This is a genomic window from Streptomyces sp. NBC_01717 (assembly GCF_036248255.1).
Lineage (GTDB): Bacteria > Actinomycetota > Actinomycetes > Streptomycetales > Streptomycetaceae > Streptomyces.
The window spans coordinates 2,333,940-2,358,377 of the sequence record NZ_CP109178.1 but is presented as its reverse complement, the minus strand read 5'-3'; the positions used below and the strand labels follow the sequence as shown (position 1 = coordinate 2,358,377).

General features: G+C 67.3%; 17 protein-coding genes. 12 read left to right on the top strand and 5 right to left on the bottom strand.

Annotated features, from left to right (window positions below; all coding sequences use genetic code 11):
* Nucleotides 1-222 precede the first annotated feature (222 nt).
* Nucleotides 223-1,392: a xylose isomerase gene (xylA, locus tag OHB49_RS10720; protein ID WP_329159770.1), complete on the bottom strand. Its 1,170-nt coding sequence runs from the start codon at nucleotides 1,390-1,392 to the stop codon at nucleotides 223-225.
* 453 nt (nucleotides 1,393-1,845) lie between these two features.
* Between xylA and hemC the strand changes: the two genes are divergently transcribed.
* On the top strand, nucleotides 1,846-2,781 hold the full coding sequence (hemC, locus tag OHB49_RS10715) for a hydroxymethylbilane synthase (protein WP_030979349.1): 936 nt from the start codon (nucleotides 1,846-1,848) through the stop codon (nucleotides 2,779-2,781).
* Between the two features lie 242 nt (nucleotides 2,782-3,023).
* On the opposite strand, the gene OHB49_RS10710 is transcribed toward hemC, so the two are convergent.
* Entirely contained in the window at nucleotides 3,024-4,004 is a 981-nt protein-coding gene (locus OHB49_RS10710; RefSeq protein WP_329159766.1) for a hypothetical protein, read from the bottom strand.
* A gap of 247 nt (nucleotides 4,005-4,251) precedes the next feature.
* On the opposite strand from OHB49_RS10710, the gene OHB49_RS10705 reads away from it, so the two are divergent.
* Nucleotides 4,252-4,881 (top strand): histidine phosphatase family protein, encoded by a 630-nt coding sequence (locus OHB49_RS10705; RefSeq protein WP_329159764.1) that lies wholly within the window; start codon nucleotides 4,252-4,254, stop codon nucleotides 4,879-4,881.
* Nucleotides 4,882-5,029: 148 nt separating this feature from the next.
* On the opposite strand, the gene OHB49_RS10700 is transcribed toward OHB49_RS10705, so the two are convergent.
* Nucleotides 5,030-8,878 carry a GH92 family glycosyl hydrolase gene (locus OHB49_RS10700; RefSeq protein ID WP_329159763.1) on the bottom strand — a complete coding sequence of 1,283 codons (3,849 nt, stop codon included), beginning with the start codon at nucleotides 8,876-8,878 and terminating at the stop codon, nucleotides 5,030-5,032.
* Nucleotides 8,879-9,380: 502 nt separating this feature from the next.
* On the opposite strand from OHB49_RS10700, the gene ngcE reads away from it, so the two are divergent.
* The 9 genes from ngcE to OHB49_RS10655 all read left to right on the top strand — a co-directional run bounded on the left by ngcE (nucleotide 9,381) and on the right by OHB49_RS10655 (nucleotide 21,431).
* Nucleotides 9,381-10,829, top strand: coding sequence for an N-acetylglucosamine/diacetylchitobiose ABC transporter substrate-binding protein (gene ngcE / locus OHB49_RS10695; RefSeq protein ID WP_329159761.1), 1,449 nt, complete (start codon nucleotides 9,381-9,383; stop codon nucleotides 10,827-10,829).
* Between the two features lie 50 nt (nucleotides 10,830-10,879).
* Complete coding sequence (locus tag OHB49_RS10690) at nucleotides 10,880-11,803, top strand: carbohydrate ABC transporter permease (protein WP_329159759.1); 924 nt, start codon at nucleotides 10,880-10,882, stop codon at nucleotides 11,801-11,803.
* A complete protein-coding gene (locus OHB49_RS10685) occupies nucleotides 11,803-12,720 on the top strand; it encodes a carbohydrate ABC transporter permease (protein ID WP_329159757.1) in 918 nt (305 codons plus the stop codon). The genes OHB49_RS10690 and OHB49_RS10685 overlap by 1 nt, the downstream gene beginning before the upstream one ends.
* 199 nt (nucleotides 12,721-12,919) lie before the next feature.
* Nucleotides 12,920-14,119: an ROK family transcriptional regulator gene (locus OHB49_RS10680; protein WP_030979334.1), complete on the top strand. Its 1,200-nt coding sequence runs from the start codon at nucleotides 12,920-12,922 to the stop codon at nucleotides 14,117-14,119.
* A gap of 123 nt (nucleotides 14,120-14,242) precedes the next feature.
* Entirely contained in the window at nucleotides 14,243-15,310 is a 1,068-nt protein-coding gene (locus OHB49_RS10675) for a sugar ABC transporter substrate-binding protein (RefSeq protein ID WP_383373737.1), read from the top strand.
* 231 nt (nucleotides 15,311-15,541) lie between these two features.
* Complete coding sequence (locus OHB49_RS10670) at nucleotides 15,542-16,330, top strand: ATP-binding cassette domain-containing protein (protein WP_030979331.1); 789 nt, start codon at nucleotides 15,542-15,544, stop codon at nucleotides 16,328-16,330.
* A complete protein-coding gene (locus OHB49_RS10665; protein ID WP_329159755.1) occupies nucleotides 16,327-17,625 on the top strand; it encodes a sugar ABC transporter permease in 1,299 nt (432 codons plus the stop codon). Before OHB49_RS10670 ends, OHB49_RS10665 begins: the two co-directional genes overlap by 4 nt.
* 175 nt (nucleotides 17,626-17,800) lie before the next feature.
* Nucleotides 17,801-19,729 (top strand): 1-deoxy-D-xylulose-5-phosphate synthase, encoded by a 1,929-nt coding sequence (gene dxs / locus OHB49_RS10660; RefSeq protein ID WP_030979329.1) that lies wholly within the window; start codon nucleotides 17,801-17,803, stop codon nucleotides 19,727-19,729.
* A 190-nt stretch (nucleotides 19,730-19,919) separates the two neighbouring features.
* Complete coding sequence (locus tag OHB49_RS10655; RefSeq protein WP_030979328.1) at nucleotides 19,920-21,431, top strand: amino acid permease; 1,512 nt, start codon at nucleotides 19,920-19,922, stop codon at nucleotides 21,429-21,431.
* Between the two features lies 1 nt (nucleotide 21,432).
* Here OHB49_RS10655 and OHB49_RS10650 read toward each other — a convergent pair whose 3' ends face one another.
* Nucleotides 21,433-21,840, bottom strand: coding sequence for an NTP pyrophosphohydrolase (locus OHB49_RS10650; RefSeq protein ID WP_329159754.1), 408 nt, complete (start codon nucleotides 21,838-21,840; stop codon nucleotides 21,433-21,435).
* A gap of 38 nt (nucleotides 21,841-21,878) precedes the next feature.
* Nucleotides 21,879-22,979, bottom strand: a complete 1,101-nt coding sequence (locus tag OHB49_RS10645; protein ID WP_030979324.1) for an LCP family protein — start codon at nucleotides 22,977-22,979, stop codon at nucleotides 21,879-21,881.
* A 394-nt stretch (nucleotides 22,980-23,373) separates the two neighbouring features.
* Here OHB49_RS10645 and OHB49_RS10640 point away from each other — a divergent pair, with 394 nt between their 5' ends.
* Nucleotides 23,374-24,357: a hypothetical protein gene (locus tag OHB49_RS10640; RefSeq protein ID WP_037853834.1), complete on the top strand. Its 984-nt coding sequence runs from the start codon at nucleotides 23,374-23,376 to the stop codon at nucleotides 24,355-24,357.
* Nucleotides 24,358-24,438 lie beyond the last annotated feature (81 nt).

The following is a 24,438-nucleotide window of genomic DNA, read 5'->3' as shown; positions in this document are numbered from 1 at the left end:
CACCGTCCGAACCACGCCACCGGGCGCGGGGCGAGCAACGACGCGCCCGGACAGCCGCGCGGATCGGCACGAGGACCAGCCAGGCTCCCAGCTCGGCGAGGCCGACTTCGCTGCTCCGGGAAACAGGACACGCCCGGGTGCGGATCCGATGGATCCGCACCCGGGCGTGGCGGGTCAGGGGGCCAGGGCTCGCCCATGGACGGACCCTGGCCTCCTGCGGGCTCAGCGGACGCCGAGCAGGTGTTCCATGGCGAGCTGGTCGAGGGCTTCGAAGGCCATCGAGCGTTCGGCGGCGGCCGTGACGTCGAACTCCTCGAACGCGGTGGTGTCGGCGAGCAGGCTCTTGAGGCCGTCCTCGGCGGTGGGCTGCGCGAGCTCGTCGAGGCGGGAGGCGGTCAGTGCCTCCTGGACGGCCGGGTCGGCGCGGAAAGCGAGGGTGCGCTCCTTGAGGATCAGGTAGTTGCGCATGCAGTTCTTCGCTGACTCCCAGACCCCGTCGATGCCGTCGGTGCGCACCGGCTTGAAGTCGAAGTGGCGCGGGCCCTCGTAGTCGGACGTCTCCAGGAGGTCGACGAGCCAGAAGGCCTGGCGCAGGTCGCCGGCGCCGAAGCGGAGGTCCTGGTCGTACTTGATGCCGGACTGGCCGTTGAGGTCGATGTGGTAGAGCTTGCCGGCCCACAGGGCCTGCGCGATGCCGTGCGGGAAGTTCAGCCCGGCCATCTGCTCGTGGCCGACCTCCGGGTTCACGCCGTACATCTCCGGGCGCTCCAGGCGCTCGATGAACGCGAGGGCGTGACCGACGGTGGGCAGCAGGATGTCGCCGCGCGGCTCGTTCGGCTTCGGCTCGATCGCGAACCGCAGGTCGTAGCCCTGCTCGACGACGTACTCACCGAGCAGGTCGAAGGCCTCCTTCATCCGGTCCAGCGCCACCCGCACGTCCTTCGCGCCACCGGACTCCGCGCCCTCGCGGCCGCCCCACGCCACGTAGGTCTCGGCGCCGAGCTCGACGGCGAGGTCGATGTTGCGGATGACCTTGCGCAGCGCGTACCGCCGCACGTCGCGGTCGTTGGACGTGAAGCCGCCGTCCTTGAACACCGGGTGGGTGAACAGGTTCGTCGTGGCCATCGGGACCTTGAGGCCGGTGCGGTCCAGGGCGTCCTTGAACCGGGTGATGATCGCGGCCCGCTCGCTGTCCGAGGAGCCGAACGGGATCAGGTCGTCGTCGTGGAAGGTCACGCCGTGCGCACCGAGCTCCGCCAGTCGCTCGACGGACTCGACCGGGTCGAGCGCGGGACGGGTGGCGTCACCGAAGGGGTCGTTGCCGCGCCAGCCGACGGTCCAGAGACCGAAGGTGAACTTGTCCGCGGAGGTGGGGGTGAAGCGGTCCGACATGAATCTGCCTCTTGTCGACGAGGGCCCGGACGGCTGCACCGCCGACCGACCGATTTGTTTACTGACAGTACTAATACTGCATCGCGGCCCTTGTCGCCAGCCCGTCTCCGTGACACATCAGTCACATAGGGGCAACGTGACGGCTTCGCCCTGCTCCAGGTGGCACTCAAATGGGGCAGATCGGAGAACCACTCCGCTCATGTCTTGATAATTCCGCCAGATTTGTTTTGCATACGATCAAAATCGAGATACACGGGCACCGAGGCCTCCTGGAACCACTGAGGGGCCCATGACTTTCATCGGAGGCTTTCGGCGGACGCGGGACGGTGCGCCATGTCGCCACCGAAGCGGGTCGCACACCTGCCCGAGCGCTCCAACTGGCTTGACACTGCGACGACATGGGTACGCGCAGTGCGCCCGGGAACCTGCATCGGACGGTCTATCGTGGGCGCCATGTCCGCCCCTGAACTCATCCGCATCGTGTCCCGCGACTCGCCCATGGCTCTCGCCCAGGTGGAGCGCGTCCGTGCCGAGCTGGCCGCCCTCCACCCCGGCACCGCCACCGAAGTCGTGGCCGTCAAGACCACCGGCGACAAATGGATGGGTGATCTCGCCCAGGTCGAAGGGAAGGGTGCGTTCACCAAGGAAGTCGACGCCGCCCTCGTCTCGGGCCAGGCGGACCTCGCAGTGCACTGCGTCAAGGACATCCCGGCCGACCGGCCGCTGCCCGCCGGAACCACCTTCGCGGCCTTCCTCCGACGGGACGACATTCGCGACGCCCTCGTACACCCCGGCGGTCTCACCCTCGACCAGCTCCCCGACGGAGCCAGGATCGGTACCTCCTCCGTACGGCGCAGCGCCCAGCTCGCCGCCTCCCACCCGCACCTCCAGTGCGTGCCGATGCGGGGCAACGCCAATCGCCGACTGGACAAGCTCGCCGCAGGAGAAGCGGACGCGCTGCTTCTGGCCGTCTCCGGACTGGAGCGCATCGACCGTACGGATGTGATCACCGAAGTCCTCTCGGTCGAGGTGATGTGCCCGCCGATCGGAGCCGGGATCCTTGCCCTCCAGTGCCGTGAGGGCGACAGGGAGCTGATCGACGCGATCAGCGGCCTCGGCCACCCCGCCACCCATCGCGAGGCCACCGCCGAGCGCATGTTCCTGCACGTGCTGCAGGGCCACTGCAACAGCCCCATCGCCGGATACGCCCGCACCGAGGGCAGCGGCGAAATGTCGCTACGGGCGAAGGTGTTCACGCCGGACGGGAAGGTGATCCTCAACGCCCACGAGTGGGCGGGCCGCCTGGATCCGGCCACGCTCGGCACGTCCGTCGCCGTCGCCCTCCTGCGCCAGGGCGCCCGCGAACTCATCGACGGAATCCCGCACTGACCCGGGCCGGCGCACCAGCCGGTGCCCCTGAGAGCCTGTCGGGTGACCTCTGATCGGGCGGCCACGCCCTGGCACGCACGCTTCCCGCGTTGCCGAAATGTTCTAGTAGCTCCGCTACGAGGACATCCCGCCGCCTTGGAATCGCACGCACCAGACCGCGTCCGCTATCCGATCGAAGGTCACCTGACAGGCTCTGAGCGCCGGCCCGCCCTGGCCCCGCCCCGGACCGAGGAACTGTTTGATCAGGTCCGCGAGGGCACGATGCAGACCCGGTCGTCGGCGATGTCCTTGCCCGAGTCGTACGGGTCGACGACAGGCCACGGCCGGTCCGCCCGCGCCGCCTCCCTGGAGAAGTACGGGTGGACGAAGCCGTCGGCCGTGAGGCAGTCATGGTTGCCGAGCAGTCGCCGGTACTCGACCGGAACCAGCTTTCCGGGTGCCGCTCGCTCGTCGAGGTCCAGGACTAGTTGCCGCCGCACGACTGTGCGCGCCACCTCCTCCGTGCCTCCCCACGGCCCCGGCTCGGCGGCGACCGAGTCCGCACGTCCCACCGCGTACACGAAGGTGTAGTCGGCTCGTACACGCAACTGACCCGGCTCGCTCCCTGCCCCGAAGGCCATTCGGCCGTGCACCCTGATGCCGTCATCGACCACACGGAGTTCTGCCGGGTCGAAGCGGGTGAACATCTCGGTGGGATCACCGCCCTGCGCACCCGGTTCGCGCAGATGGCGGATCAGCCGGGTGCGGGCGGAGTCCTGCGCGTCAAGCATTTTGAGGGCCTTGGTGGGCCACTCGCCATGGAGCACGGCCTGATCCAGATTGGCCGCGATCAAGAAATCCTTGGTCCGGTTCAGCGCGTCGAAAACCCGCTCCTCCGGTATCCCGTTCACGGCCTTGACATCCGGGACTTGGATACCGGTGTCATCGGTCGCCCAGTCGGCGGCGTGCGAACCCCGAAACGGCAGATCGGTCGTTGCCGGCCACGCGTCGGGCCACGTGCCTTCAGGCATCAGGCCGGCGGCGAACGGCTCGTCGGCAGGCCGCTCTCCGGACGTGCTGCTGACCAGCCACATTGCGAAACCCACCAGCGCTGCGGCCGCCATGCCTCCCGCCAGCCCCCGCTTGAGCCGGCGCCGGGACCGGTCCCTCCGCAACGTCTCCTCCCGGCCCGCGTCCTCGCGCTCCGCGCGCAGCCGCGCAACATAGTCCACCGGATCCGGCATGCCCCGCCCCACTCTCGTCCACTGTCGTAGACATCTCACGAGCCGTGCCCCTCTAGCACAAGACGTCCCATCAATACGTGATGATCACGTAATCGGCACACGGCTGGATACGGGGCCGCCGCGCCGCGAAACGACCTACCGGCCACCCCTGCGTGGACGGTCCGGAATGCGACCGTGGCTCAGCGAGTTTCGTAGCTACGCAGCAGGCGGCGCGAACAGCGCGGAGAACAGAGAGCGGACGGCACCCATGGGCGAGTTGATTCTGATCCGGCACGGCGAGACGGAGTGGTCCCGGTCCGGGCGGCACACGAGCCATACCGATCTGCCGCTGACCGCCCTCGGTGAGCGGCAGGCCCGTGCTCTCGTGCCGCTGATCGCCGACCGGAAGATCGGGCTCACCCTGGTCAGCCCGGCCCTGCGGGCCCGGCGCACCGCCGAACTTGCCGGGCTTGCCTCGCCCCGCATCACTCCTGACCTGCGTGAATGGGACTACGGCGGCTATGAGGGCGTGACCACCGTCGAGATCCACCGCACCCGGCCGTCCTGGAACCTGTGGACCGACGGGGTCGCCCCGGGCCCGGAGGCGCATCCCGGGGAGACGCCGGCTCAGGTGGGGGAGCGGGCCGACCGGATGCTCACCGAGATCCGGGCGGCGGCCGAATCACTGGGGGACGCGGACATCGCCCTCGTCGCGCACTCCCACTTCCTTCGCGTGTTCACCGCTCGCTATCTCGGGCTGACGCCGGCCGGTGGCACACTGTTCCAGCTCGCCACGGGGGCCGTCTCCCGGCTCGGCACCGAGCACGGGAAGCCGGTCATCACCGCCTGGAATGTGGCCCTTCCCGAGAGTCTCTTCCGCGCGGCAGCGCCGGAGTGAGACGGGGCCGGTGCGCGCGGCTCCTGACGGCGACGCCGCAGGGGCGTGGTCGCGAACGCCACGCCGCGAACGAGTTCGTCCGCACCGTGGAATGAATGAACGGCCGGTACCTCACCCGAGGTACCGGCCGTTCACAGGAGCGCAGAGGTCAGGAGATCAGCTCCACCTCCGCCAGCGTCCCCTCACCCTCGGGCACGAGGCGGTAGTGCTCGTACGTTCCCGTCCTGCTCACCGAGAACACCCGCGTCTGCTTGTCCCACGCGAACGACTGCGCCGATCGCTTGTCGAGATCGTTCCAGGTCGTGCCGTCCGACGAGCCCTGCAGGACCCAGCCCTTCGGGGCCTTCGCCGCCGCGGCCGACGTCAGCGTGTACTGGACCGCCTTCGTCGATGCGGGCACCGGCAGCTCCACCGGGCCGTTCACCGTCGCCGTCGTGGCGGACGTGTTGTCGTACAGGGCGCCCTCGCCCTTCAGCACGTCCTTCTTCGGCGACGGAACCTGGTCGTCCTTGGTGATCGACGTCGGGGCCGCGTCCTTGCCCGTGCCCCACGCCGACGGCTTGGCGCCCATGTCGAACTCCAGGACACCGCCCTTGGCGAGCAGGTCGTGCGGCAGCGACGTGGACGTCCACTTCTTGCCGTTGACCTTCAGGCCCTGCACATAGATGTTCTTCGCGCTGTTCTTCGGAGCCTTGACCACCAGGTCGTGGCCGTTCTCCAGGTGGACGGTCGTCTTCGTGAAGAGCGGCGAGCCGATCGCGTACTCGCCACTGCCCATCACCAGCGGGTAGAAGCCGAGCGAGGAGAAGAGGTACCAGGCCGACTGCTCGCCGTTGTCCTCGTCGCCGTGGTAGCCCTGGCCGATCTCGCTGCCCGTGTAGAGGCGGCCGAGGACCTCGCGGACCTTCTCCTGGGTCTTCCAGGGCTGCGACGCCGCGTCGTACATGTACGTGACGTGGTGCGCGACCTGGTTGCTGTGGCCGTACATGCCCATCCGTACGTCACGCGCCTCCGTCATCTCGTGGATGACACCGCCGTACGAGCCGACGAACTCCGGGCCCGCAGTCTCGGGAGTGGAGAAGTACGTGTCGAGCTTCTTGGCCAGGCCGTCGCGGCCGCCGTACAGGTTCGCCAGGCCGCGGCTGTCCTGCGGGGCCGTGAACGCGTAGCCCCAGCCGTTCGTCTCCGTGTAGTCGTAGCCCCAGACGCGCGGGTCGTACTTGTCGGAGGCGACCCGCCAGTCGCCCTTGGCGTCCTTGCCCTGGAAGAAGCCCGCCTTGGAGTCGAACAGCTCGACATAGTTGCGGGCCCGGTTCAGGAAGTACTCCGACTCCTCCTTGTACCGCTCCTTCTTCGTCTTCTTGTAGAGCGCCTGGCCCATCTGCGCGAGGCCGTAGTCGTTGAGGTAGCCCTCCAGCGACCAGGAAAGGCCCTCGTGCGTCGACGTGTTCGCATAGCCCGCGAACGGGGACGTCTCCATGCCCTTCCGGCCGACGCCCGACGACGGCGGAACCACCGTGGCGTTCTTCAGGGCCGCCTCGTAGGCCGCCTCGCCGTCGAACTTCACGCCCTTGACGTAGGCGTCCGCGAACGCGACGTCCGACGAGGTGCCGGTCATCAGGTCGGCGTAGCCGGGGGAGGACCAGCGGGAGATCCAGCCGCCGTCCTTGTACTGCTGGACGAAGCCGTCGACCATCTCGCCGGCCTTCTTCGGCGTGAGGAACGAGTACGCGGGCCACGTCGTCCGGTACGTGTCCCAGAAGCCGTTGTTGACGTACACCTTGCCGTCGACGATCTTCGCACCCGTGTGGGTGGGGGTGTCGGAGCCGATCTGCGGCGAGAACGGGCTGGCGTACCGGTCCTTGCCACCGACCTGCTCGAAGCCCGAGTTCGGGTAGAGATACAGGCGGTACAGGCTGGAGTAGAGACTCGTCAGCTGGTCGGCGTCGGCGCCCTCGACCTCCACCTTGCCCAGGATGTCGTCCCAGGCGTGCTGCGCCTGGTCCTCGACGCGGGAGAAGGAGCGGGACGCGGGGATCTCCGCGGCGAGGTTCTGCTTAGCCTGGTCGATGCTGATCAGCGAAGTGGCCAGGCGGAGGTTGACCGTACGGTCCTTGCCGGCGTCGAAGCGGAGGTAGCCCGTCACGTCGTCACCGCCGCCGCCCTTGAGCTTGCCGCTCGCGGTGACCGGGGCGTCGAAGACGCCGTAGACGAAGAGCCGGGTGGCGCCGGTGGAGAGGCCGCTCTTCACGTCGGAGAAGCCGGTGAAGGAGCTGGTTCCCGGGTCGAGGGTGAGCCCGCCGTCGTTGGAGATGTTGTCGAAGACGACGGACGCGTCGTCACCGGGGTAGGTGAACCGCATCCGTGCCGCGTGGTCGGTCGGCGTCATCTCGGCCTTCAGGCCGTTCTCGAACGTCACACCGTAGTAGTGCGGCTTCGCCGTCTCGTTCTCGTGCTTGAACGGCAGCGCGCGCGCCGTGCGGGAGGCGTCCGGCTCGTCCTTGGCCACCGACGGCATCAGCTGGAACGTCTGCCGGTCGCCCATCCAGGGGCTCGGCTCATGGCTCGCGCTGAACGCCTGGAGCGTAGGCAGGTTGTCGTCGTTGTTGGCGCGCTGGTAGTCGTACAGCCAGCTCGTCGAGCCGGCGTTGGTGACAGGCGTCCAGAAGTTGAAGCCGTTCGGGACCGCGGTGGCGGGGAAGTTGTTGCCTCGCGAGAAACCGCCGCTGGAGTTGGTGCCCCGGACCGTCGACGCGTAGTCGGACAGGTGCGCCCGGCGCTTCTCGGGGGCCTTCGGGGCGAGCTTGATGTCGTCGATCCAGCCCTGGAACTTCGCCGGGCCCTTGGGGGAGTCGTACGCCACCAGGATCCGGTCGACGGTCTTTCCTGCCGCGACCGTGCCGATGCGCGAGGCGACCTTGTTCCACTGGTTGACGTACAGCCGCTTGGCGTCGGCCTGTCCCTGCGGGGTCAGCTGACCGCCGTGGCTGTCGGTGGCGCCGAGATCGCTCAGATACGTACCGTCGGTGAAGGCCAGGTCGACCGAGACATGGGTGGCGGGGTACGAGAGGTCCGTCTCGCCCATCTGCGGGTAGACGAGGTAGGAGAGCTCGGTGTCCCGGGTGACGGCGGTGTCGACGTCGAAGATCTTGTTGTACGAGTACGCGCGGCCGTCCGGCTTGTGCGTGCCCGCGTACCGCAGGGCCTTCTTTCCGGTGAAGCCCGCGCCGGCCTTGGCGGTGGGCGAGCCGGACGGGCCGCGGTCGATCTGGCTGCGCATCTCCTCGGGGGCGGGGGTGCTGGTGTTGCCGTCGGAGAACTGGACGTCGGCCAGCTGGGTCGCGTCCGAAGCGCCGTTGTTCTTGGTGACGTTCAGGCGGTAGTGCTGGTAGGCCGTGTCGCTCGCGAAGTCGTACGACTTCGTCTGGAAGCGCTCGGAGAAGGACTGGTCGGTCCGGGAGTCGAGGTCCTTCCAGGTCTTGCCGTCGGCGGAGCCCTGAAGGGTCCAGTCCTTCGGGTCGCGCTCGTCGTGGTCATTGGCCGAAGTGAGCGCGTATGTCACGACCTTGACCGGTTCGACGAGGTCGAACTCGATCCAGCCGGTGGGTTCGAAGGTCAGCCACTTCGAGGAGGACTCCCCGTCGACGAGGTTCTCCTTCACCTCGCCGCCGCCGGTGTTCTCGCCGCTGGCGCGCAGATCCGTGACCTTGTCGGTGACATTGCCCGGTATTCCGGCGGAGAAGCCGCCGTCGATACCCGATGCCCGCTTCTTCCCGTCCGGACCCTCTTCCACGGTATTGCGCCAGTCCGGCTGCTTTTCGTCCGCTTCGAACGATGAGCTGAATGTCTGGTCGCCCGTGGGCTTTTCACCCTTTTCGGCAAACCTCGCCGACTGTGCGGCGGCCGTGGTGGGGGCGGTCACCACCAGGACCAGTGAAGCCGCGATGAGTGCGGCCGTACGGTTTTGTCTCTTACGAGAACCATGTCGGGGCTGCATGCCGAGCCATTCCTCCCGAGGAAGCGCACTGGACAACGTTGTCAGGGCGATGTGCAGGATCCAGTAGGGAGGCAAGTGGCTTGATGTGTCAAGGGTGTTGTACGCGGACGCGCGGGTGAATCGACCGTATTGCGGAAATCGTTACACCCGGACGAGGGCGTGCAGGGCCCATGTATCCGCGAGGTCTCAACTCGGGAAAGACTGCCGCTCAAACCTGCATTCGATCTTGCTCAGTTGGCTGCAAGTGGACTATACCTGTCGGCGTCTGCCCCGCCGTTTTCTACGCGGACGCGGACAAGGGGGGCCGGGGGGAACGGCCGGGGGGCGCCATCGCTGCATCCATCGGTTCGATCTCCGGAATCCCGCACTGCATCTGGCTAGCCTGCAAATCAGCACGACCCAAGCGCAACTGACCGCGGTGGCGGGGCCCTTCGCCTGAGGCGAATTTCGACGGGCGACCGGTACACACCGCCTGAGTCCTGGAGAAGGCGAGGACTTGAGCATGGGATCCACCTCCGCCCACAAGAATGAGGGCCTTGGCCGTCGCGACGTGATCAAGCGGTCTGCCGCACTCGGTCTGATCACCGTTCCGACAATGAGCTTCCTGTCGGCGTGTGCGAGTAGCGACAGCGGCACTGACGACTCGGTCAAGAAGGGCAAGACGAGCGCCAAGAACCCGCTCGGCGTCAACGAGACCGCTGCCCTCGATGTCGTCATCTTCGATGGCGGTTTCGGCCAGCAGTACGCGATCGACGCGGAGAAGAAGTACAACGCGGCCTTCCCGAAGGCCCCGAAGGTCAAGCACACCGCGACCCAGAAGATCCAGTCGCAGCTGCAGCCGCGCTTCAACGGCGGCACCCCGCCGGACCTGATCGACAACTCGGGCGCCGAGCAGATGGACATGGGTGTCCTCGTCGGCAAGAAGCAGCTGCTCGACCTGACGCCGCTGATGGACGCCCCGTCCATCGACGACCCGAGCAAGAAGGTCCGCGACACGCTGCGCCCCGGTGTCCTGGAGATGGGCCAGTTCGACGGCGACCCGGTCTGGATCATGTACTACGCGTACACGGTCTACGGCGTCTGGTACTCGCAGACCGCGCTCGACAACCTCGACGCGCAGTACCCCGAGAACTGGGACGACATGCTCGCCCTCTGCGAGAAGGCGAAGAAGAAGGGCATCGCCGGCTGGACGTACGCCGGTAAGTACCCCTACTACCTGCCGTTCTCGCTCTACCCGTTCATCGGCAAGATCGGCGGCCGGGAGGTTCTCGACAAGATCGACAACCTGGAGCCGAACGCCTGGAAGGACCCCGCGGTCAAGGCGGCGTTCGAGGCGTACTACGAGCTGTACAAGAAGGGGTACATCCTCAAGGGCACCCCGGGTCTGACCCACATCCAGTCGCAGACCGAGTGGACCAAGGGCAAGGCGCTCTTCATCCCGAACGGTTCGTGGGTGGAGAACGAGGCGGCGCCCACCACGCCCAAGGACTTCAAGATGATGGTCTCGGCGCCGTCCAGCCTGGACTCGTCCGACAAGATGCCGTTCGGCACCATCTGGGCCTCCGGCGGTGAGCCCTTCGTCGTCCCGGCCAAGGCGAAGAACCCCGAGGGCGGCATGGAGCAGCTGCGCATCATGCTCTCCGAGGAGTCCTCGAAGAACTTCACCAAGCAGGTCAAGTCCCTGAGCGCCTTCAACGGTGGCACCGACGGTCTGACCCTGTCCACGGCCATGCAGGCCGGCGTCGACGCGCTGAAGAAGGCCGGCGACAACGTGGTGAACCCGCGTCTGCAGGACTGGTACGTGAAGCTCCAGAAGGAGCAGATCGGCGTCGCCGGCATCGGCGAGATGATGGCGGGCCGCGCGACCCCGGCGGAAGCCATCAAGAAGATCCAGGCCTTCGCGGACGCGGCGGCCAAGGACCAGTCCATCAAGCACTACAAGCACCAGTGAGCAACCGTCACCAGCGGCGGCACCCGCGGAAAGATCGGGGTCGGTAAACGATGCAGCACGGCAAGTACCGGTTCATTGTGGGGTTCTTGATCGTCCCACTGGCGTTGTACGCGGTCTTCGTCATTTGGCCGTTCATCCAGTCCATCTACTACTCGTTCACGGACTGGACCGGTCTGAGCCCGGACTTCAAGATGGTCGGGTTCGACAACTACACCAGGATGCTGAAGGACGACATCTTCTGGAAGTCGTTGCAGCACAGCGTGTTGCTTGTACTGCTGCTGCCGCTGGTGACGCTGGGCCTGGCGCTTTTCTTCGCCTTCATGCTCAATGTCGGCGGCCGGCGGCGCAAGAACGCCACGGTCGCCGGCGTGCGGGGCTCGGGCTTCTACAAGATCGCCTATTTCTTCCCCCAGGTGCTCTCGATCGTCATTGTCGCCCTGCTCTTCCAATTTGCTTTCAACCCCCGCGACGGGATGCTGAATGCGACGCTGAAGGGGATCGGCCTCGGCTCCGTCCAGCCGGACTGGCTGGGGGATCCGAGTCTCGCGCTCGTCTGCGTCATGTCGGTACTGATCTGGTCGACGGTCGGATTCTTCGTCGTGCTGTTCTCCGCCGGAATGGCGTCCATCCCGAAGGACTTCTACGAGGCGGCGCTCCTCGACGGGGCCAACCGTTTCACGACGTTCTTCCGGATCACCCTGCCGCTGCTCTGGGACACGGTGCAGTCGGGCTGGGTCTACATGGGAATCCTGGCGCTCGGCGTGGAGGCTTTCACAGCCGTACAGGTCATGACCGTGGGTCCCGGTGGTCCCGACTACTCGACCACGGTCCTGCCGCTGTACGTGTACCAGACCGCTTTCCGTGACGGCCAGGCAGGATACGCAACAACGATCGGTGTCGGACTGCTCATCGTCACCATGGCCTTCGCCGCCATCGTGATGCGACTGGGCCGGCGCGAGCGGCTGGAGTTCTGATGAAGACCACTGACACCCCTCCCGCGCCTGCGGCGGACCGCGTGCCCGTGTCCACAGTGACCGTGCCCGGCGGCAAGAAGGAGAAGAGCAGCGAGGGCACGGTCCTCAACGTCTTCTCGCACGGTGTGCTGATCATCTGGGCGATCCTGGTCGTCATGCCGCTCCTCTGGGCGGTGATGGCGTCCTTCAAGACGGACGACTCGATCCTGTCGACGCCGTGGGCGCTCCCCGACAAGCTTCACTTCGAGAACTGGTCGCGCGCCTGGAGCCAGGCGCACATGAGCGATTACTTCTTCAACACGGTCATCGTGGTGGGCGGCTCGCTCGTCGGCACGCTGCTGCTCGGTTCCATGGCGGCGTACGTACTGGCCCGGTTCGACTTCCCGGGGAACCGCTTCCTGTACTACCTGTTCATCGGCGGCATGAGCTTCCCGATCATCCTGGCGCTGGTCCCGCTGTTCTTCGTGATGAACAACATGGGCCTGCTGAACACGCGACACGGACTGATCCTGGTCTATATCGCGTACTCGCTGCCGTTCACGGTCTTCTTCCTCACCTCGTTCTTCCGGACGCTGCCGAGCTCGGTGGCGGAAGCGGCGATGATCGACGGGGCGTCGCACACCCGGACGTTCTTCCAGGTGATGCTGCCGATGGCGAAGCCCGGCCTGATCAGCGTCGGCATTTTCAACTTCCTGGGGCAGTGGAACCAGTACATGCTGCCCACGGTGCTCAACACCGATCCGAAGTACCGGGTGCTCTCCCAGGGGTTGGTCGAACTGGCCAACAGCCAGGGCTACAAGGGTGACTGGTCCGGTCTCTTCGCCGGTCTGGTGATGGCGATGCTGCCGGTCCTTGCGGCCTACATCATCTTCCAGCGTCAGGTCGTCGCGGGCCTGACCGCGGGAGCGGTGAAGTAGCGGGCCCGCCCCCGTACGCAGACGAAACCGCCTGCCGGCCCTGTGCCGGCAGGCGGTTTCGTCTGATTTCCGCGGCCGTTCCGTCCGGGGCAGCCCGCTCATCCGAGGCTCCCACTGCTCAAGGTCTTGACGGGGAGCGCCCCAAAAAGGTCAGCTTAGAGTTCACATGTTGGAGAAACTGGCAGGAGTGAGAGAGTCGATGGAGACTCCGGGGTCGCAGACATCTCTGCATCGCGCCAACCTTGAGCGGGTCGTGCGTGCCGTGCGTATGGCGGGTTCGCTCACCCAGGCGGAGATCGCCAGAAGCACGGGCCTCTCCGCGGCAACGGTCTCCAATATCGTTCGCGAACTGAAGGACGGCGGCACCGTAGAGGTGACCCCCACCTCGGCGGGTGGCCGCCGGGCGCGCAGCGTCTCGCTCAGCGGTGACGCGGGCATCGTGATCGGAGTCGACTTCGGCCATACGCATCTGCGGGTGGCGGTCGGCAACCTCGCCCACCAGGTGCTCGCCGAGGAGTCCGAGCCGCTGGACGTCGACGCCTCGTCGGCGCAGGGCTTCGGACGGGCGGAACAGCTGGTCAACCGGCTGATCGAGACGACCGGCATCAGCCCGGGCAAGGTGATCGGCGTGGGCCTCGGCGTTCCCGGCCCGATCGATGTGGAGTCCGGCACGCTGGGCTCCACGTCGATCCTGCCGGGCTGGACGGGCATCAACCCGAGCGAGGAGCTCGCCGCGCGGCTCGGCGTGCCCGTGTACGTCGACAACGACGCCAATCTCGGGGCGCTGGGCGAGCTGGTCTGGGGGAGCGGCCGGGGCGTCAAGGATCTGGCGTACATCAAGGTCGCGAGCGGTGTCGGCGCCGGTCTGGTGATCGACGGGCACATCTACCGGGGGCCGGGCGGCACGGCCGGCGAGATCGGGCACATCACGCTCGACGAATCGGGCCCGGTGTGCCGCTGCGGCAACCGGGGCTGCCTGGAGACCTTCACGGCCGCGCGGTACGTCCTGCCCCTGCTCAGGCCGAGCCACGGGCCCGATCTCACGATGGAACGCGTGGTCCAGCTGGCGCGGGAGGGCGATCCGGGCTGCCGCCGGGTGATCGGGGACGTCGGACGGCACATCGGCAGCGGTGTCGCCAACCTGTGCAACCTGCTCAACCCGAGCCGAGTGGTCCTCGGCGGGTCCCTCGCCGAGGCCGGCGAACTGGTGCTCGCGCCGATCCGCGACTCGGTGTCGCGCTACGCCATTCCCAGTGCCGGAAGGCAGCTCTCGGTGCTTCCCGGAGCGCTGGGAGCTCGGGCGGAGGTGCTGGGTGCGCTGGCCCTGGTGCTGAGCGAAATGGGGGATTCGACCCTTTTGGAGAGCACTCTCCCGACGACGACCCCTGCCTTCACTTAGATAACGAATGGCACCGTTGTCATCTCGTTAAGGATTTACTCCTTGACGTCGGCTTCGCAGCCGAGTTGACTTCCAGCCACCTCGGCCGCAACGCTGCGGCCTCGTCAGGGAGGCACACCCGCAATGAACGCAATGACGCGACGCATCGTCATAGGCACGGCCGCAGTTTCGATGGCCGTCTCCCTCGCTGCCTGTGGCAAGGCGGGCGACGACAAGAAGGGCTCGGCGGACTCGGGCAGCAAGACCAAGATCGGTCTGCTGCTCCCGGAGAACAAGACCGCTCGCTACGAGACGCTGGACAAGCCGCTGTTCATCGAAGCGGTCAAGAAGGACTGCGCGGACTGCGAGGTTGTCTACAACAACGCGGCCGGTGATGTCGGCCAGCAGAAGCAGCAGTTCGAGCAGCAGATAGCCGACGGCATCAAGGTCATCGCGATCTCCTCCGTCGACGCCGAGAAGTCCGCCGCGTGGGTTGCCGACGCACACAAGAAGGGCGTCAAGGTCGTCGCGTACGACCGCGCCATCGTCGGTGCCGACGCCTACGTCAGCCACGACAACGAGAAGATCGGCAAGCTCCAGGGCCAGGCCGTCCTCGACGCCCTCGGCTCCAAGGCGGCCGGCTCCAACCTCGTCATGATCAACGGTGACGAGAAGGACCCGAACGCCGGCCTGTTCAAGAAGGGTGCTCACGAGGCCCTCGACGGCAAGATCAAGATTGCCTACGAGGCGTCCGGCGAGTGGGACCCGAAGATCGCCGGCGAGAAGATGACCGCCGCGATCTCCTCGGTCGGCAAGGGCAAGATCAACGCGGTCTACTCCGCCAACGACGGCATGGCGGGCGGCATCATCACGTCCCTGAGCAACGCCGGCATCAAGGACATCCCGGTGGGTGGCCAGGACGCCGAGCTCCCCGGTATCCAGCGGATCATCGCCGGTACGCAGACCTTCACGATCTACAAGTCGCCGAAGCAGCTCGCCCCGACGGCCGCCCAGTTCGCTGTCAACCTGCTCCAGGGCAAGGACATCGGCGCCTCGGGCAAGACGGACGGCGTTCCCTCCACGCTGCTCGAGCCGACCGTGGTGAACAAGGACAACATCGAGTCCACCGTGGTCAAGGACGGCATCTACCAGGCCTCCGCGATCTGCGTCAAGGACATCGCCGCCAAGTGCACCGCACTGGGCATCAAGTAGTCCCTCCTCGCGCCAGGGCCAACAGGCCCTGGCGCGTACGGGTTTGATCCGCGCCGCACGCCGGAGTCCGCCCGCCCCATGACTGTCCGGCCCCGGCCGGCCCACACCCCGCTGCCGGCCGGGTGCCGGACATTCTTCCCCCAGTACTTCCAGTACATCGACGCTGCCCCTCGTGGCGCGGCGTCTCCGCCGGTCAGGCGGCACATCCCCGCCGGTCAGGCGGCGAAGGAGATGGTTCACGTGTCACAGACGCCCGTGCTGGCGTTGCGTGGAGTCTTCAAGCGATTCGGAGCGGTCCAGGTCCTCTCCGGTGTCGATCTCGAAGTCCACGCCGGAGAAGTGGTCGCCCTGGTCGGCGACAACGGTGCAGGAAAGTCCACGCTGGTCAAGACGATCGCCGGCGTGCACCCCATCGATGAGGGCGTCATCGAGTGGGAGGGCGCGAAGGTGGACATCAACCGTCCGCACGACGCCCAGAACCTCGGCGTCGCCACCGTCTACCAGGACCTTGCGCTCTGCGACAACCTGGATGTCGTCGCCAACCTCTTCCTCGGTCGCGAGATCAAGAAGGGTGGCGTCCTCGACGAGGTCGCCATGGAGAAGCGGGCACAGGACCTCCTGTCCACGCTCTCCATCCGTATCCCCAGCGTCCGTATCCCGGTTGCCGCGCTCTCCGGCGGCCAGCGCCAGGTCGTGGCCATCGCCCGTGCCCTGGTCGGCAACCCCAAGATCGTGATCCTGGACGAGCCCACCGCGGCCCTCGGCGTCGAGCAGACCGCACAGGTCCTCGACCTGGTGGAGCGGCTGCGCGAGCAGAACCTCGGCGTCATCCTCATCAGCCACAACATGGCCGATGTGAAGGCTGTCGCCGACAAGGTCGCCGTGCTGCGACTCGGCCACAACAACGGCATCTTCCCCGTGGCGACGACCAGCCACGAAGAAATCATCGCCGCGATCACGGGCGCCACGGACAACGCCGTGACCCGTCGCAAGTCCCGCAGCGCGGAGGCATCCAAGTGAGCAAGATCAGCAAGACTTCGGCCGAGGTCCCGGCCCAGGCAAAGGCCACCGAGGCTCCCGTAGCAGCGGCCGGCGCAGTCAAGGTCGTCGACCCCCGCCTGCTCATCCGTGAGCAGGGCTTCAAGGGCTACTGGACCGAGTTCAAGCGCAAGGTGCGCTCGGGCGAGATCGGCTCGCTGCCTGTCGTGGTGGGCCTGATCGTCATCGGGATCGTCTTCCAGGCCGAGACCGGCAACTTCCTCACCTCGTACAACCTCGACCAGATCACGCTGTACGCGGCGGGCCCCGGCATCATGGCCGTGGGTATCGTCTTCGTACTGCTGCTCGGCGAGATCGACCTCGCGGTCGGTTCCGTCGCGGGTCTCGCGGGTTCGGTGTGGGCCGTGCTCGGCACGGACATGCCCGACTCCCTCGCCATCGTGGTCGGCATCCTGTCCGGCACGGTCATCGGCGCCTTCCACGGCATCGTCTTCGCCAAGATCGGCGTGCCCGCGTTCGTCGTGACGCTGGCAGGCTTCCTGGGCTGGGCCGGTCTGCAGACCTGGGTGATGGGCGACAAGTCCACCATCACCACCCCGCTCGGCAGCTTCGTCCGCGACCTGACCAGCTACTACTTCGCCGACGTCGCCGCCGCCTACGGTCTCGCCGTGGTCGTGATCGTCGCCTTCTACCTCACGCAGCTGCGCGACTCGAGCCGCCGCAAGGCCGCAGAGCTGCCGCACCGCCCGCAGAGCGAGATCATCCTGCGCACCGTGCTGATCGCCGTCCTGTGCCTCCTCGCCGCGTATGCGTTCAACCAGGAGCAGGGCCTCCCGCTCTCCCTGGTGATCTTCCTCGCGATCCTGGTCTTCACCGACTTCGTTCTGCGCCGCACCACCTACGGCCGTCAGATCTTCGCGGTCGGCGGTGGCATCGAGGCAGCGCGTCGTGCCGGTATCAACGTGTCCTGGATCCGCATCTCGGTGTTCATGATCTCCGGCACGCTCGGTGCGGTCGGCGGTCTCTTCCTGGCCTCCGCGACCGGCGGCGCCGACCGTTCGCTCGGTGGCGGCAACCAGCTCATGATGTGCATCGCCGCAGCCGTCATCGGCGGTACGTCCCTGTTCGGCGGACGCGGCAAGGTCTGGTCCGCGCTGCTGGGCATCCTGGTCATCCAGTCGATCGTCCAGGGCCTCAACCAGATGAACCTGTCGTCGAACGCGATCCAGTACATGATCACCGGCGGAGTACTCCTCATCGCCGTGATCATCGACTCGGTCTCGCGCAAGACCCAGAAGACGGCGGGCCGCGCCTGACCGCGGTACCCGCGCCTGTGCCCGGCACCCTTCGTGGTGCCGGGCACCTGCGTGTTCGTATGTACGCACGCACCGATCCGCACCCGAAAACACCGCCCGATGACCGGGGCCCCGGACGGAACATTAGACTCAGCGGATCGGCATGCTCGACCAGCTCAAACGCAAGGAGGCACGGGTGGCCCTGCTGACCCGCATCGGGGGACCGCGCGACCTGGACCGGCTCAGTCCTGAGCAGCTGGAACAGCTCGCCGAGGAGATCCGGACCTTCCTCGTCGACGCAGTCTCCAAGACCGGCGGCCATCTCGGCCCCAACCTGGGTGTGGTCGAGCTGACCATCGCCCTGCACCGGGTCTTCGATTCGCCGAAGGACAAGGTGCTCTTCGACACCGGCCACCAGAGCTACGTACACAAGCTCCTCACCGGTCGCCAGGACTTCTCGAAGCTCAAGAGCAAGGGCGGCCTGTCCGGCTACCCCTCGCGCGCAGAGTCCGACCACGACATCATCGAGAACTCGCACGCCTCCACCGTCCTCGGCTGGGCCGACGGCCTCGCCAAGGCCAACGAGGTGCTGAAGAAGGACGACCACGTCGTCGCGGTCATCGGTGACGGCGCTCTCACCGGCGGTATGGCCTGGGAGGCGCTGAACAACATCGCCGCCGCCAAGGACCGCCCGCTCGTCATCGTCGTCAACGACAACGAGCGCTCCTACGCCCCGACCATCGGCGGCCTCGCCAACCACCTCGCCACCCTGCGTACCACGGACGGCTACGAGCGCTTCCTGGCCCGTGGCAAGGACATCCTGGAGCGGACCCCCGTCGTCGGGAAGCCGCTGTACGAGACGCTGCACGGCGCCAAGAAGGGGCTGAAGGACTTCATCGCCCCGCAGGGCATGTTCGAGGACCTCGGCCTGAAGTACGTCGGCCCGATCGACGGCCACGACATCGAGGCCCTGGAGTCCGCGCTGCAGCGGGCCAAGCGCTTCGGCGGGCCGGTCATCGTGCACTGCCTCACCGAGAAGGGCCGCGGCTACACCCCCGCCCTTCTCGACGAGGCCGACCGTTTCCACGCCGTCGGCAAGATCCACCCCGACACCGGCCTCCCCGTCGCCACCTCCGGCCTCGACTGGACCTCGGTCTTCGGTGAGGAGATGGTCAAGCTCGGCAAGGAGCGCAAGGACATCGTCGCGATCACCGCGGCCATGCTCCAGCCGGTCGGCCTCACCCAGTTCGAGAAGGAATTCCCGGACCGGATCTACGACGTCGGCATCGCCGAGCAGCACGGCGCGGTCTCCGCGGCGGGTCTCGCCACCGGCGGACTGCACCCCGTGTTCGCGGTGTATGCCACGTTCCTCAACCGGGCCTTCGACCAGGTCCTGATGGATGTCGCCCTGCACAAGTGCGGTGTCACGTTCGTCCTGGACCGGGCGGGGATCACCGGCACCGACGGCGCCTCGCACAACGGTATGTGGGACATGTCGATCCTGCAGTGCGTGCCGGACCTGCGGATCGCCGCCCCGCGCGACGCCGACCAGGTCCGCGCCCAGCTGCGCGAAGCCGTCGAGGTCGACGACGCCCCGACCGTGGTCCGCTTCTCCAAGGGTGCGGTCGGCCCGTCCGTAAAGGCCGTCGGCAGGGTCGGTGGCATGGACGTGCTCCGCAGGGCGGACACCGCCCGCCCGGACGTCCTCCTGGTCTCCGTCGGCGCGCTCGCCCCGATGTGCCTGGAGATCGCCGATCTGCTGGACGCCCAGGGCATCACGACGACGGTCGTCGACCCGCGCTGGGTCAAGCCGGTCGACGAGGCCATGGCCCCGCTCGCCGAACAGCACCGTGTCGTCGTCACCGTCGAGGACAACAGCAGGGCCGGCGGTGTCGGCTCCGCCGTCGCCCAGGCGCTGCGCGACGCGGGAGTCGACGTACCGCTGCGCGACTTCGGTATCCCGCCGCGCTTCCTCGACCACGCCTCCCGCAAGGAGGTCATGGCGGAGATCGGGCTGACCGCGCCGGACATCGCCCGGCAGGTCACCGGTCTCGTCGCCAAGCTGGACGGCCGCTACGACAGCGACGCCGGCACGCCCTCCGTGATCGAGCCCGCCCGGGACTGATCCGCCCGACACGGACCCGTGCCCGCACGGGTCCGAACGAGCGACGAGCGATACGGCCAATGGGCCGGTCGGACCACCCTGTACGAGTGGTCCGACCGGCCCATTCGCGTGAAATCGCTCGATGTGGAGCCCTGCTCCACCTGCGATGTCCCAATCATGGCGTTCACGACGAGTGCGTGGAGGTACGCCGGTGACTGCGCAGCAGGACACACCACCCACCAAAGGCGGGCTGTTCCGGACCAAGACGGTGGAACAGTCCATCCGTGACACCGAGGAGCCGGAGCACGCTCTCAAGAAGTCCCTCTCCGCCCTGGACCTCACGGTCTTCGGAGTGGGCGTCATCATCGGCACCGGCATCTTCGTCCTCACCGGCAAGGTCGCGAAGGAATCGGCGGGGCCTGCCACCGCACTCGCCTTCGTGGCCGCCGCCATCGTCTGCGCCCTTGCCGCACTCTGTTACGCCGAGTTCGCCTCCACCGTTCCGGTCGCGGGGTCCGCGTACACCTTCGCGTACGCCTCGCTGGGCGAACTGATCGCCTGGATCATCGGCTGGGACCTCGTGCTGGAATTCGCCCTCGGCACGGCGGTGGTGGCTGTCGGCTGGTCCGGCTACGTCCGCTCGCTGATGGACAACGTCGGCTGGGACATGCCCGACGTGATCGCCGGGCCGGATGCGGCGGCAGGATTCGGTTTCGACATCCTGGCCTTCGTCCTGGTACTCGTCCTGACCGTCATCCTGGTGCTCGGTATGAAGCTCTCCGCCCGGGTCACGACCGTAGTGGTCGCCATCAAGGTGGCCGTCGTCCTGATCGTGATCATCGCGGGGCTCTTCTTCATCAAGGCCGCCAACTACTCACCCTTCATCCCGCCGGCTGAGCCGCAGACGACCGGCTCAGGACTGAACGCGCCGCTGATCCAGCTGATGTTCGGCTACGAACCGACCAACTTCGGCGTCCTGGGCATCTTCACCGCCGCCTCCATCGTCTTCTTCGCCTTCATCGGCTTCGATGTCGTGGCCACCGCCGCCGAGGAGACCAAGCTCCCGCAGCGCGACATGCCGCGGGGCATCCTCGCCTCGCTCTTCATCTGCACGGTGCTCTACGTTGCCGTGTCACTGGTGGTCACCGGCATGCAGCACTACACCGAACTGTCCGTGAGCGCCCCGCTGGCCGACGCCTTCAAGGCCATCGGGCATCCCTTCTACGCCGGCGTCATCAGCTTCGGAGCCGCGGTCGGCCTCACGACGGTGTGCATGATCCTGCTGCTGGGGCAGACCCGGGTGTTCTTCGCGATGAGCCGTGACGGGCTGCTTCCGCGGTTCTTCTCCAAGACGCACCCGAAGTTCGGCACCCCGTACCGCCCGACCATCCTGCTCGGCGTGATCATCGCGATCGTGGCCGGTTTCACCAGCATCGACGAGCTGGCGACGCTGGTGAACATCGGCACGCTCTTCGCGTTCGTGGTGGTCGCCCTGGGGGTTCTCGTGCTGCGCCGCACCCGTCCTGATCTCCACCGCGCGTTCCGCACCCCGTGGGTGCCGCTGATCCCGGTCCTCTCGGTGGCCGCCTCGGTGTGGCTGATGCTCAACCTGCCGGCGGAGACATGGCTCCGGTTCGCCATCTGGATGGCCCTCGGGGTGATCATCTACTTCTCGTACGGGCGCCGGCACAGCCGCATCAATGACGCCGTCGGCCGGCCGTAGGTCAGTCCTTGCGAGGCGGCAGTGGCCGTACGGCACGGGGGCCCGTGCACTGCGCCCCGTACGCCTCCACCCGCTGCCGCAGCTCCCGGTCGGCCGTCACCACGACACAGTCGCGGTTCGCGGGCGGAGCCGCCTCGGCGACGACGAGGTCGACGATCCGGTCGTCCCCGCTGCCGGGCGCGGACTCCACCCGTACCCCCGGCACCGACGCGATGCCACGGGCCGCGCCCTCGACGACCAGCACCAGCTCGACGGGGCCGGGATGCCCGGGCAGACCGGCCGCGGCGAACGGGACCAGGGAGTCCCGCAGCCGTTCGGCTGCCCCGAGCCGGTCCCGCCACCAGCCGTCCGGCACCGACCCGACCACATTGGCCGCGTCCACGATCACCAGGGTCCGTTCGGTCAGCATCCCAAAAGGGTGTCACGCACCGGCCGCCGCACGGTCCGTCAGCCGCCGGTGGCGGGGGACTTCTTCGCCGACTCCGGGATCGTGCCGTCCTTGCGGATCGCCTTCCAGAGGTCACCGGCCTGCGGCTGGGCCGCCACCACCCGGTTGGGGTCCTGCTTGTCGTACGCGACCGGAAGCATGATCGTTTCCATCGTGCTCGGGTCCACGCCGTTCATCGACCGGGCGAACTCCGCGAGGGACTTCAGCGAGGCGAGCCCGGAGTCGGTGGTCAGCGACTTGGTGGCCGAGTTGGCGATCTTGTACGAGTTCGTCGGGCTGCCCAGCAGATCCTGCGACTTGACCTCGCTCAGCAGCGCGAGGAGGAACTGCTGCTGGAGCCCGATCCGGCCCAGGTCGCTGCCGTCGCCGATGCCGTGCCGGGTGCGGACGTACGCGAGGGACTGGGTGCCGTCGAGCTTGTGCGGGCCTGCCGTGAGGTCGAGACCGGACGACGTGTCGCGGATATCCTGCGGGACATCGACCGTGACCCCGCCGATGGCGTCCACCAGGTCCTTGAACCCGGCGAAGTTGATCTCCAGGTAGTGGTCGATCCGGACCCCGGACATCTTCTCGACGGTCTTGACCACACAGGCCGGACCGATCTGGGAGTAGACGGAGTTGAACATCACACGGTTCGCGGACGGTGTCGTCGAACCGTCGGCCTTGGTGCACTCGGGCCGGGTGACGAGGGTGTCGCGCGGAATGGACACGGCGACGGCCTTCTGCCGGCCCTCGGGTATGTGCACCACCATCGCGGTGTCGGACCGGGCGCCGCTGACGCTGCCGCCGCCCCCCAGCTCCTTGTTCTCGGCACCGGCCCGCGAGTCGGAGCCGAGCACCAGCAGATTCTGACCGCTGGTGGGCAGCTTCTCCGGGCGGTCGTCCCCGAGCGCCTTGTTGATGTCGACGCCCTTGATGTTCCCGTCGAGCTGGCTGTACATCCAGTAGAGGGTGCCGCCGGCGGCGAGCAGCAGCACGAGCACAATGCCGAGCGTGATCTTGAGGCCGCGGTGGCGCTTGCGGTCCTTCTTGCGGCCCTGCTGCGGAGTTCCTGCTCGTCGGGAGGCGCGCGGGCCCGGGGGCATGGCGTCGTGGCTCATCCTGCTCGAGTCCCTTGTCTCGTCGCCCGGAAGGGCTGGGTGGGGTGGACTCGGGTGGGGGGAAGAGCCGGTCCGTCTTTTCCTGGTGACTGTGAACTATAGACAGTCGATCGGATGTGCGTACGAGTGGCGTGAAGCGGTGTGCGGTGGACCGGCGACTTCCGGATCTCGGCGAGGCTTCGTTGTGACAGGCCACAGGTTTGGAACGCCTTTGGATACGGGGGTTTAAGATGTGGCAGATTCGAAATACTGCGCGAGTCGTCGGATGTCAGTTCTGGAAGGTGGCTGCAGACCCATGCTGGAGCACGGCACTCGTGAGACCTCAAGGGCTTCCGTCGGCTCTCGTGCACTTCGGGGCGCATGGCTCACCCGGGGCAGGGATGGCCGGCTCACGGTGTACGCCTCGGCTGAGGGCGGTCTGCAGCGATGGACCGAACAGAGCCCCGGTGGTCCAGGGTGGACTCGTCCCGAGTTCTTCGCGGCGCCGCATCTGACCGACCTGTCTCTCGTGCAGGACAGCAACGGCTATGTGCATTTCATCGCCCGCCGCGAGCGGCGTGCTGCCGGCAAGTCGGCGGTGGCCGACATCATGTACGCCATCCAGTACCAGACGGGCCGCCCGGTCTCGCAGTGGCGCTCCCTCGGCAACCCGCACAAGGACGCGGAATCGTCCCGTGGGATCGGGGTGCCGGTCGGCGTGGTGACGCCGTCGGGCGTAGTGCACATCTGTCTGCCGAACGCTCATGGCGGTCTCGCTCTCCGCCGTGAGCAGCCGGACGGTAAGTGGCGGGCCTGGGAGGACCTCGGGGGCAGTGGCATCGAGTCCGCTCCGACGATCGTCGCTCTCTCGACGGACCGGGTCGAGATCTTCGCGTCGACGCAGCTGGGTACGGCGCACTGGAGCCAGCAGAAGCCCGGCGGGCCATGGGGCGAAGCGCAGCCCTCACGGTTCGCGGTGTGCCCCGGCACGGCGGCCGGTCTGGAGACGGGTCCCGACCGGACCACCTACTACTGGACCGATCCCGGAGGCCTCGGTGTGGTGGCGTACCGGGCCGGAGGTTGGCCGATGCCGCTCGGTGGGGCTCCGGGCGACGGTCCCCATTCGACCGTGCGTGCGTTCGTGGACGGCTACGACTGCACCTTGCTGGCTCACCGGGGGGCGAACGGCACAGCGGTGATCGGTGTGGGAGTGACCGAGGGCGAGAGCAACGGCATGTGGTGGTCGGACACCGGAATGTCCTGTTCGGGCTCGCCGGCGCTGGCTGAGGACGCCTTCGGGAGGGTGGTCATGGCCGTGATCGACGACAGTGGGGAACCCCGAGTGGCCCGGCAGACGGACGGCCCGGGACTCACGCTCGCCGAGTGGCAGACCCTCTGAGAAGAGCCGACCGGACTCTCTTTCACACTCGGTAGGCAATCTACGGCGCATTCATGACACCCCGTAAGGGTTGTACGGCGA

Excerpts from the sequence above, each read along its gene's own strand:
- xylA (WP_329159770.1), bottom strand. The coding sequence starts at position 1,392 with ATGTCGGACCGCTTCACCCCCACCTCCGCGGACAAGTTCACCTTCGGT.
- hemC (WP_030979349.1), top strand. The coding sequence starts at position 1,846 with ATGTCCGCCCCTGAACTCATCCGCATCGTGTCCCGCGACTCGCCCATG.
- OHB49_RS10710 (WP_329159766.1), bottom strand. The coding sequence starts at position 4,004 with ATGCCGGATCCGGTGGACTATGTTGCGCGGCTGCGCGCGGAGCGCGAG.
- OHB49_RS10705 (WP_329159764.1), top strand. The coding sequence starts at position 4,252 with ATGGGCGAGTTGATTCTGATCCGGCACGGCGAGACGGAGTGGTCCCGG.
- OHB49_RS10700 (WP_329159763.1), bottom strand. The coding sequence starts at position 8,878 with ATGCAGCCCCGACATGGTTCTCGTAAGAGACAAAACCGTACGGCCGCA.
- ngcE (WP_329159761.1), top strand. The coding sequence starts at position 9,381 with ATGGGATCCACCTCCGCCCACAAGAATGAGGGCCTTGGCCGTCGCGAC.
- OHB49_RS10690 (WP_329159759.1), top strand. The coding sequence starts at position 10,880 with ATGCAGCACGGCAAGTACCGGTTCATTGTGGGGTTCTTGATCGTCCCA.
- OHB49_RS10685 (WP_329159757.1), top strand. The coding sequence starts at position 11,803 with ATGAAGACCACTGACACCCCTCCCGCGCCTGCGGCGGACCGCGTGCCC.
- OHB49_RS10680 (WP_030979334.1), top strand. The coding sequence starts at position 12,920 with ATGGAGACTCCGGGGTCGCAGACATCTCTGCATCGCGCCAACCTTGAG.
- OHB49_RS10675 (WP_383373737.1), top strand. The coding sequence starts at position 14,243 with ATGAACGCAATGACGCGACGCATCGTCATAGGCACGGCCGCAGTTTCG.
- OHB49_RS10670 (WP_030979331.1), top strand. The coding sequence starts at position 15,542 with ATGGTTCACGTGTCACAGACGCCCGTGCTGGCGTTGCGTGGAGTCTTC.
- OHB49_RS10650 (WP_329159754.1), bottom strand. The coding sequence starts at position 21,840 with ATGCTGACCGAACGGACCCTGGTGATCGTGGACGCGGCCAATGTGGTC.
- OHB49_RS10645 (WP_030979324.1), bottom strand. The coding sequence starts at position 22,979 with ATGAGCCACGACGCCATGCCCCCGGGCCCGCGCGCCTCCCGACGAGCA.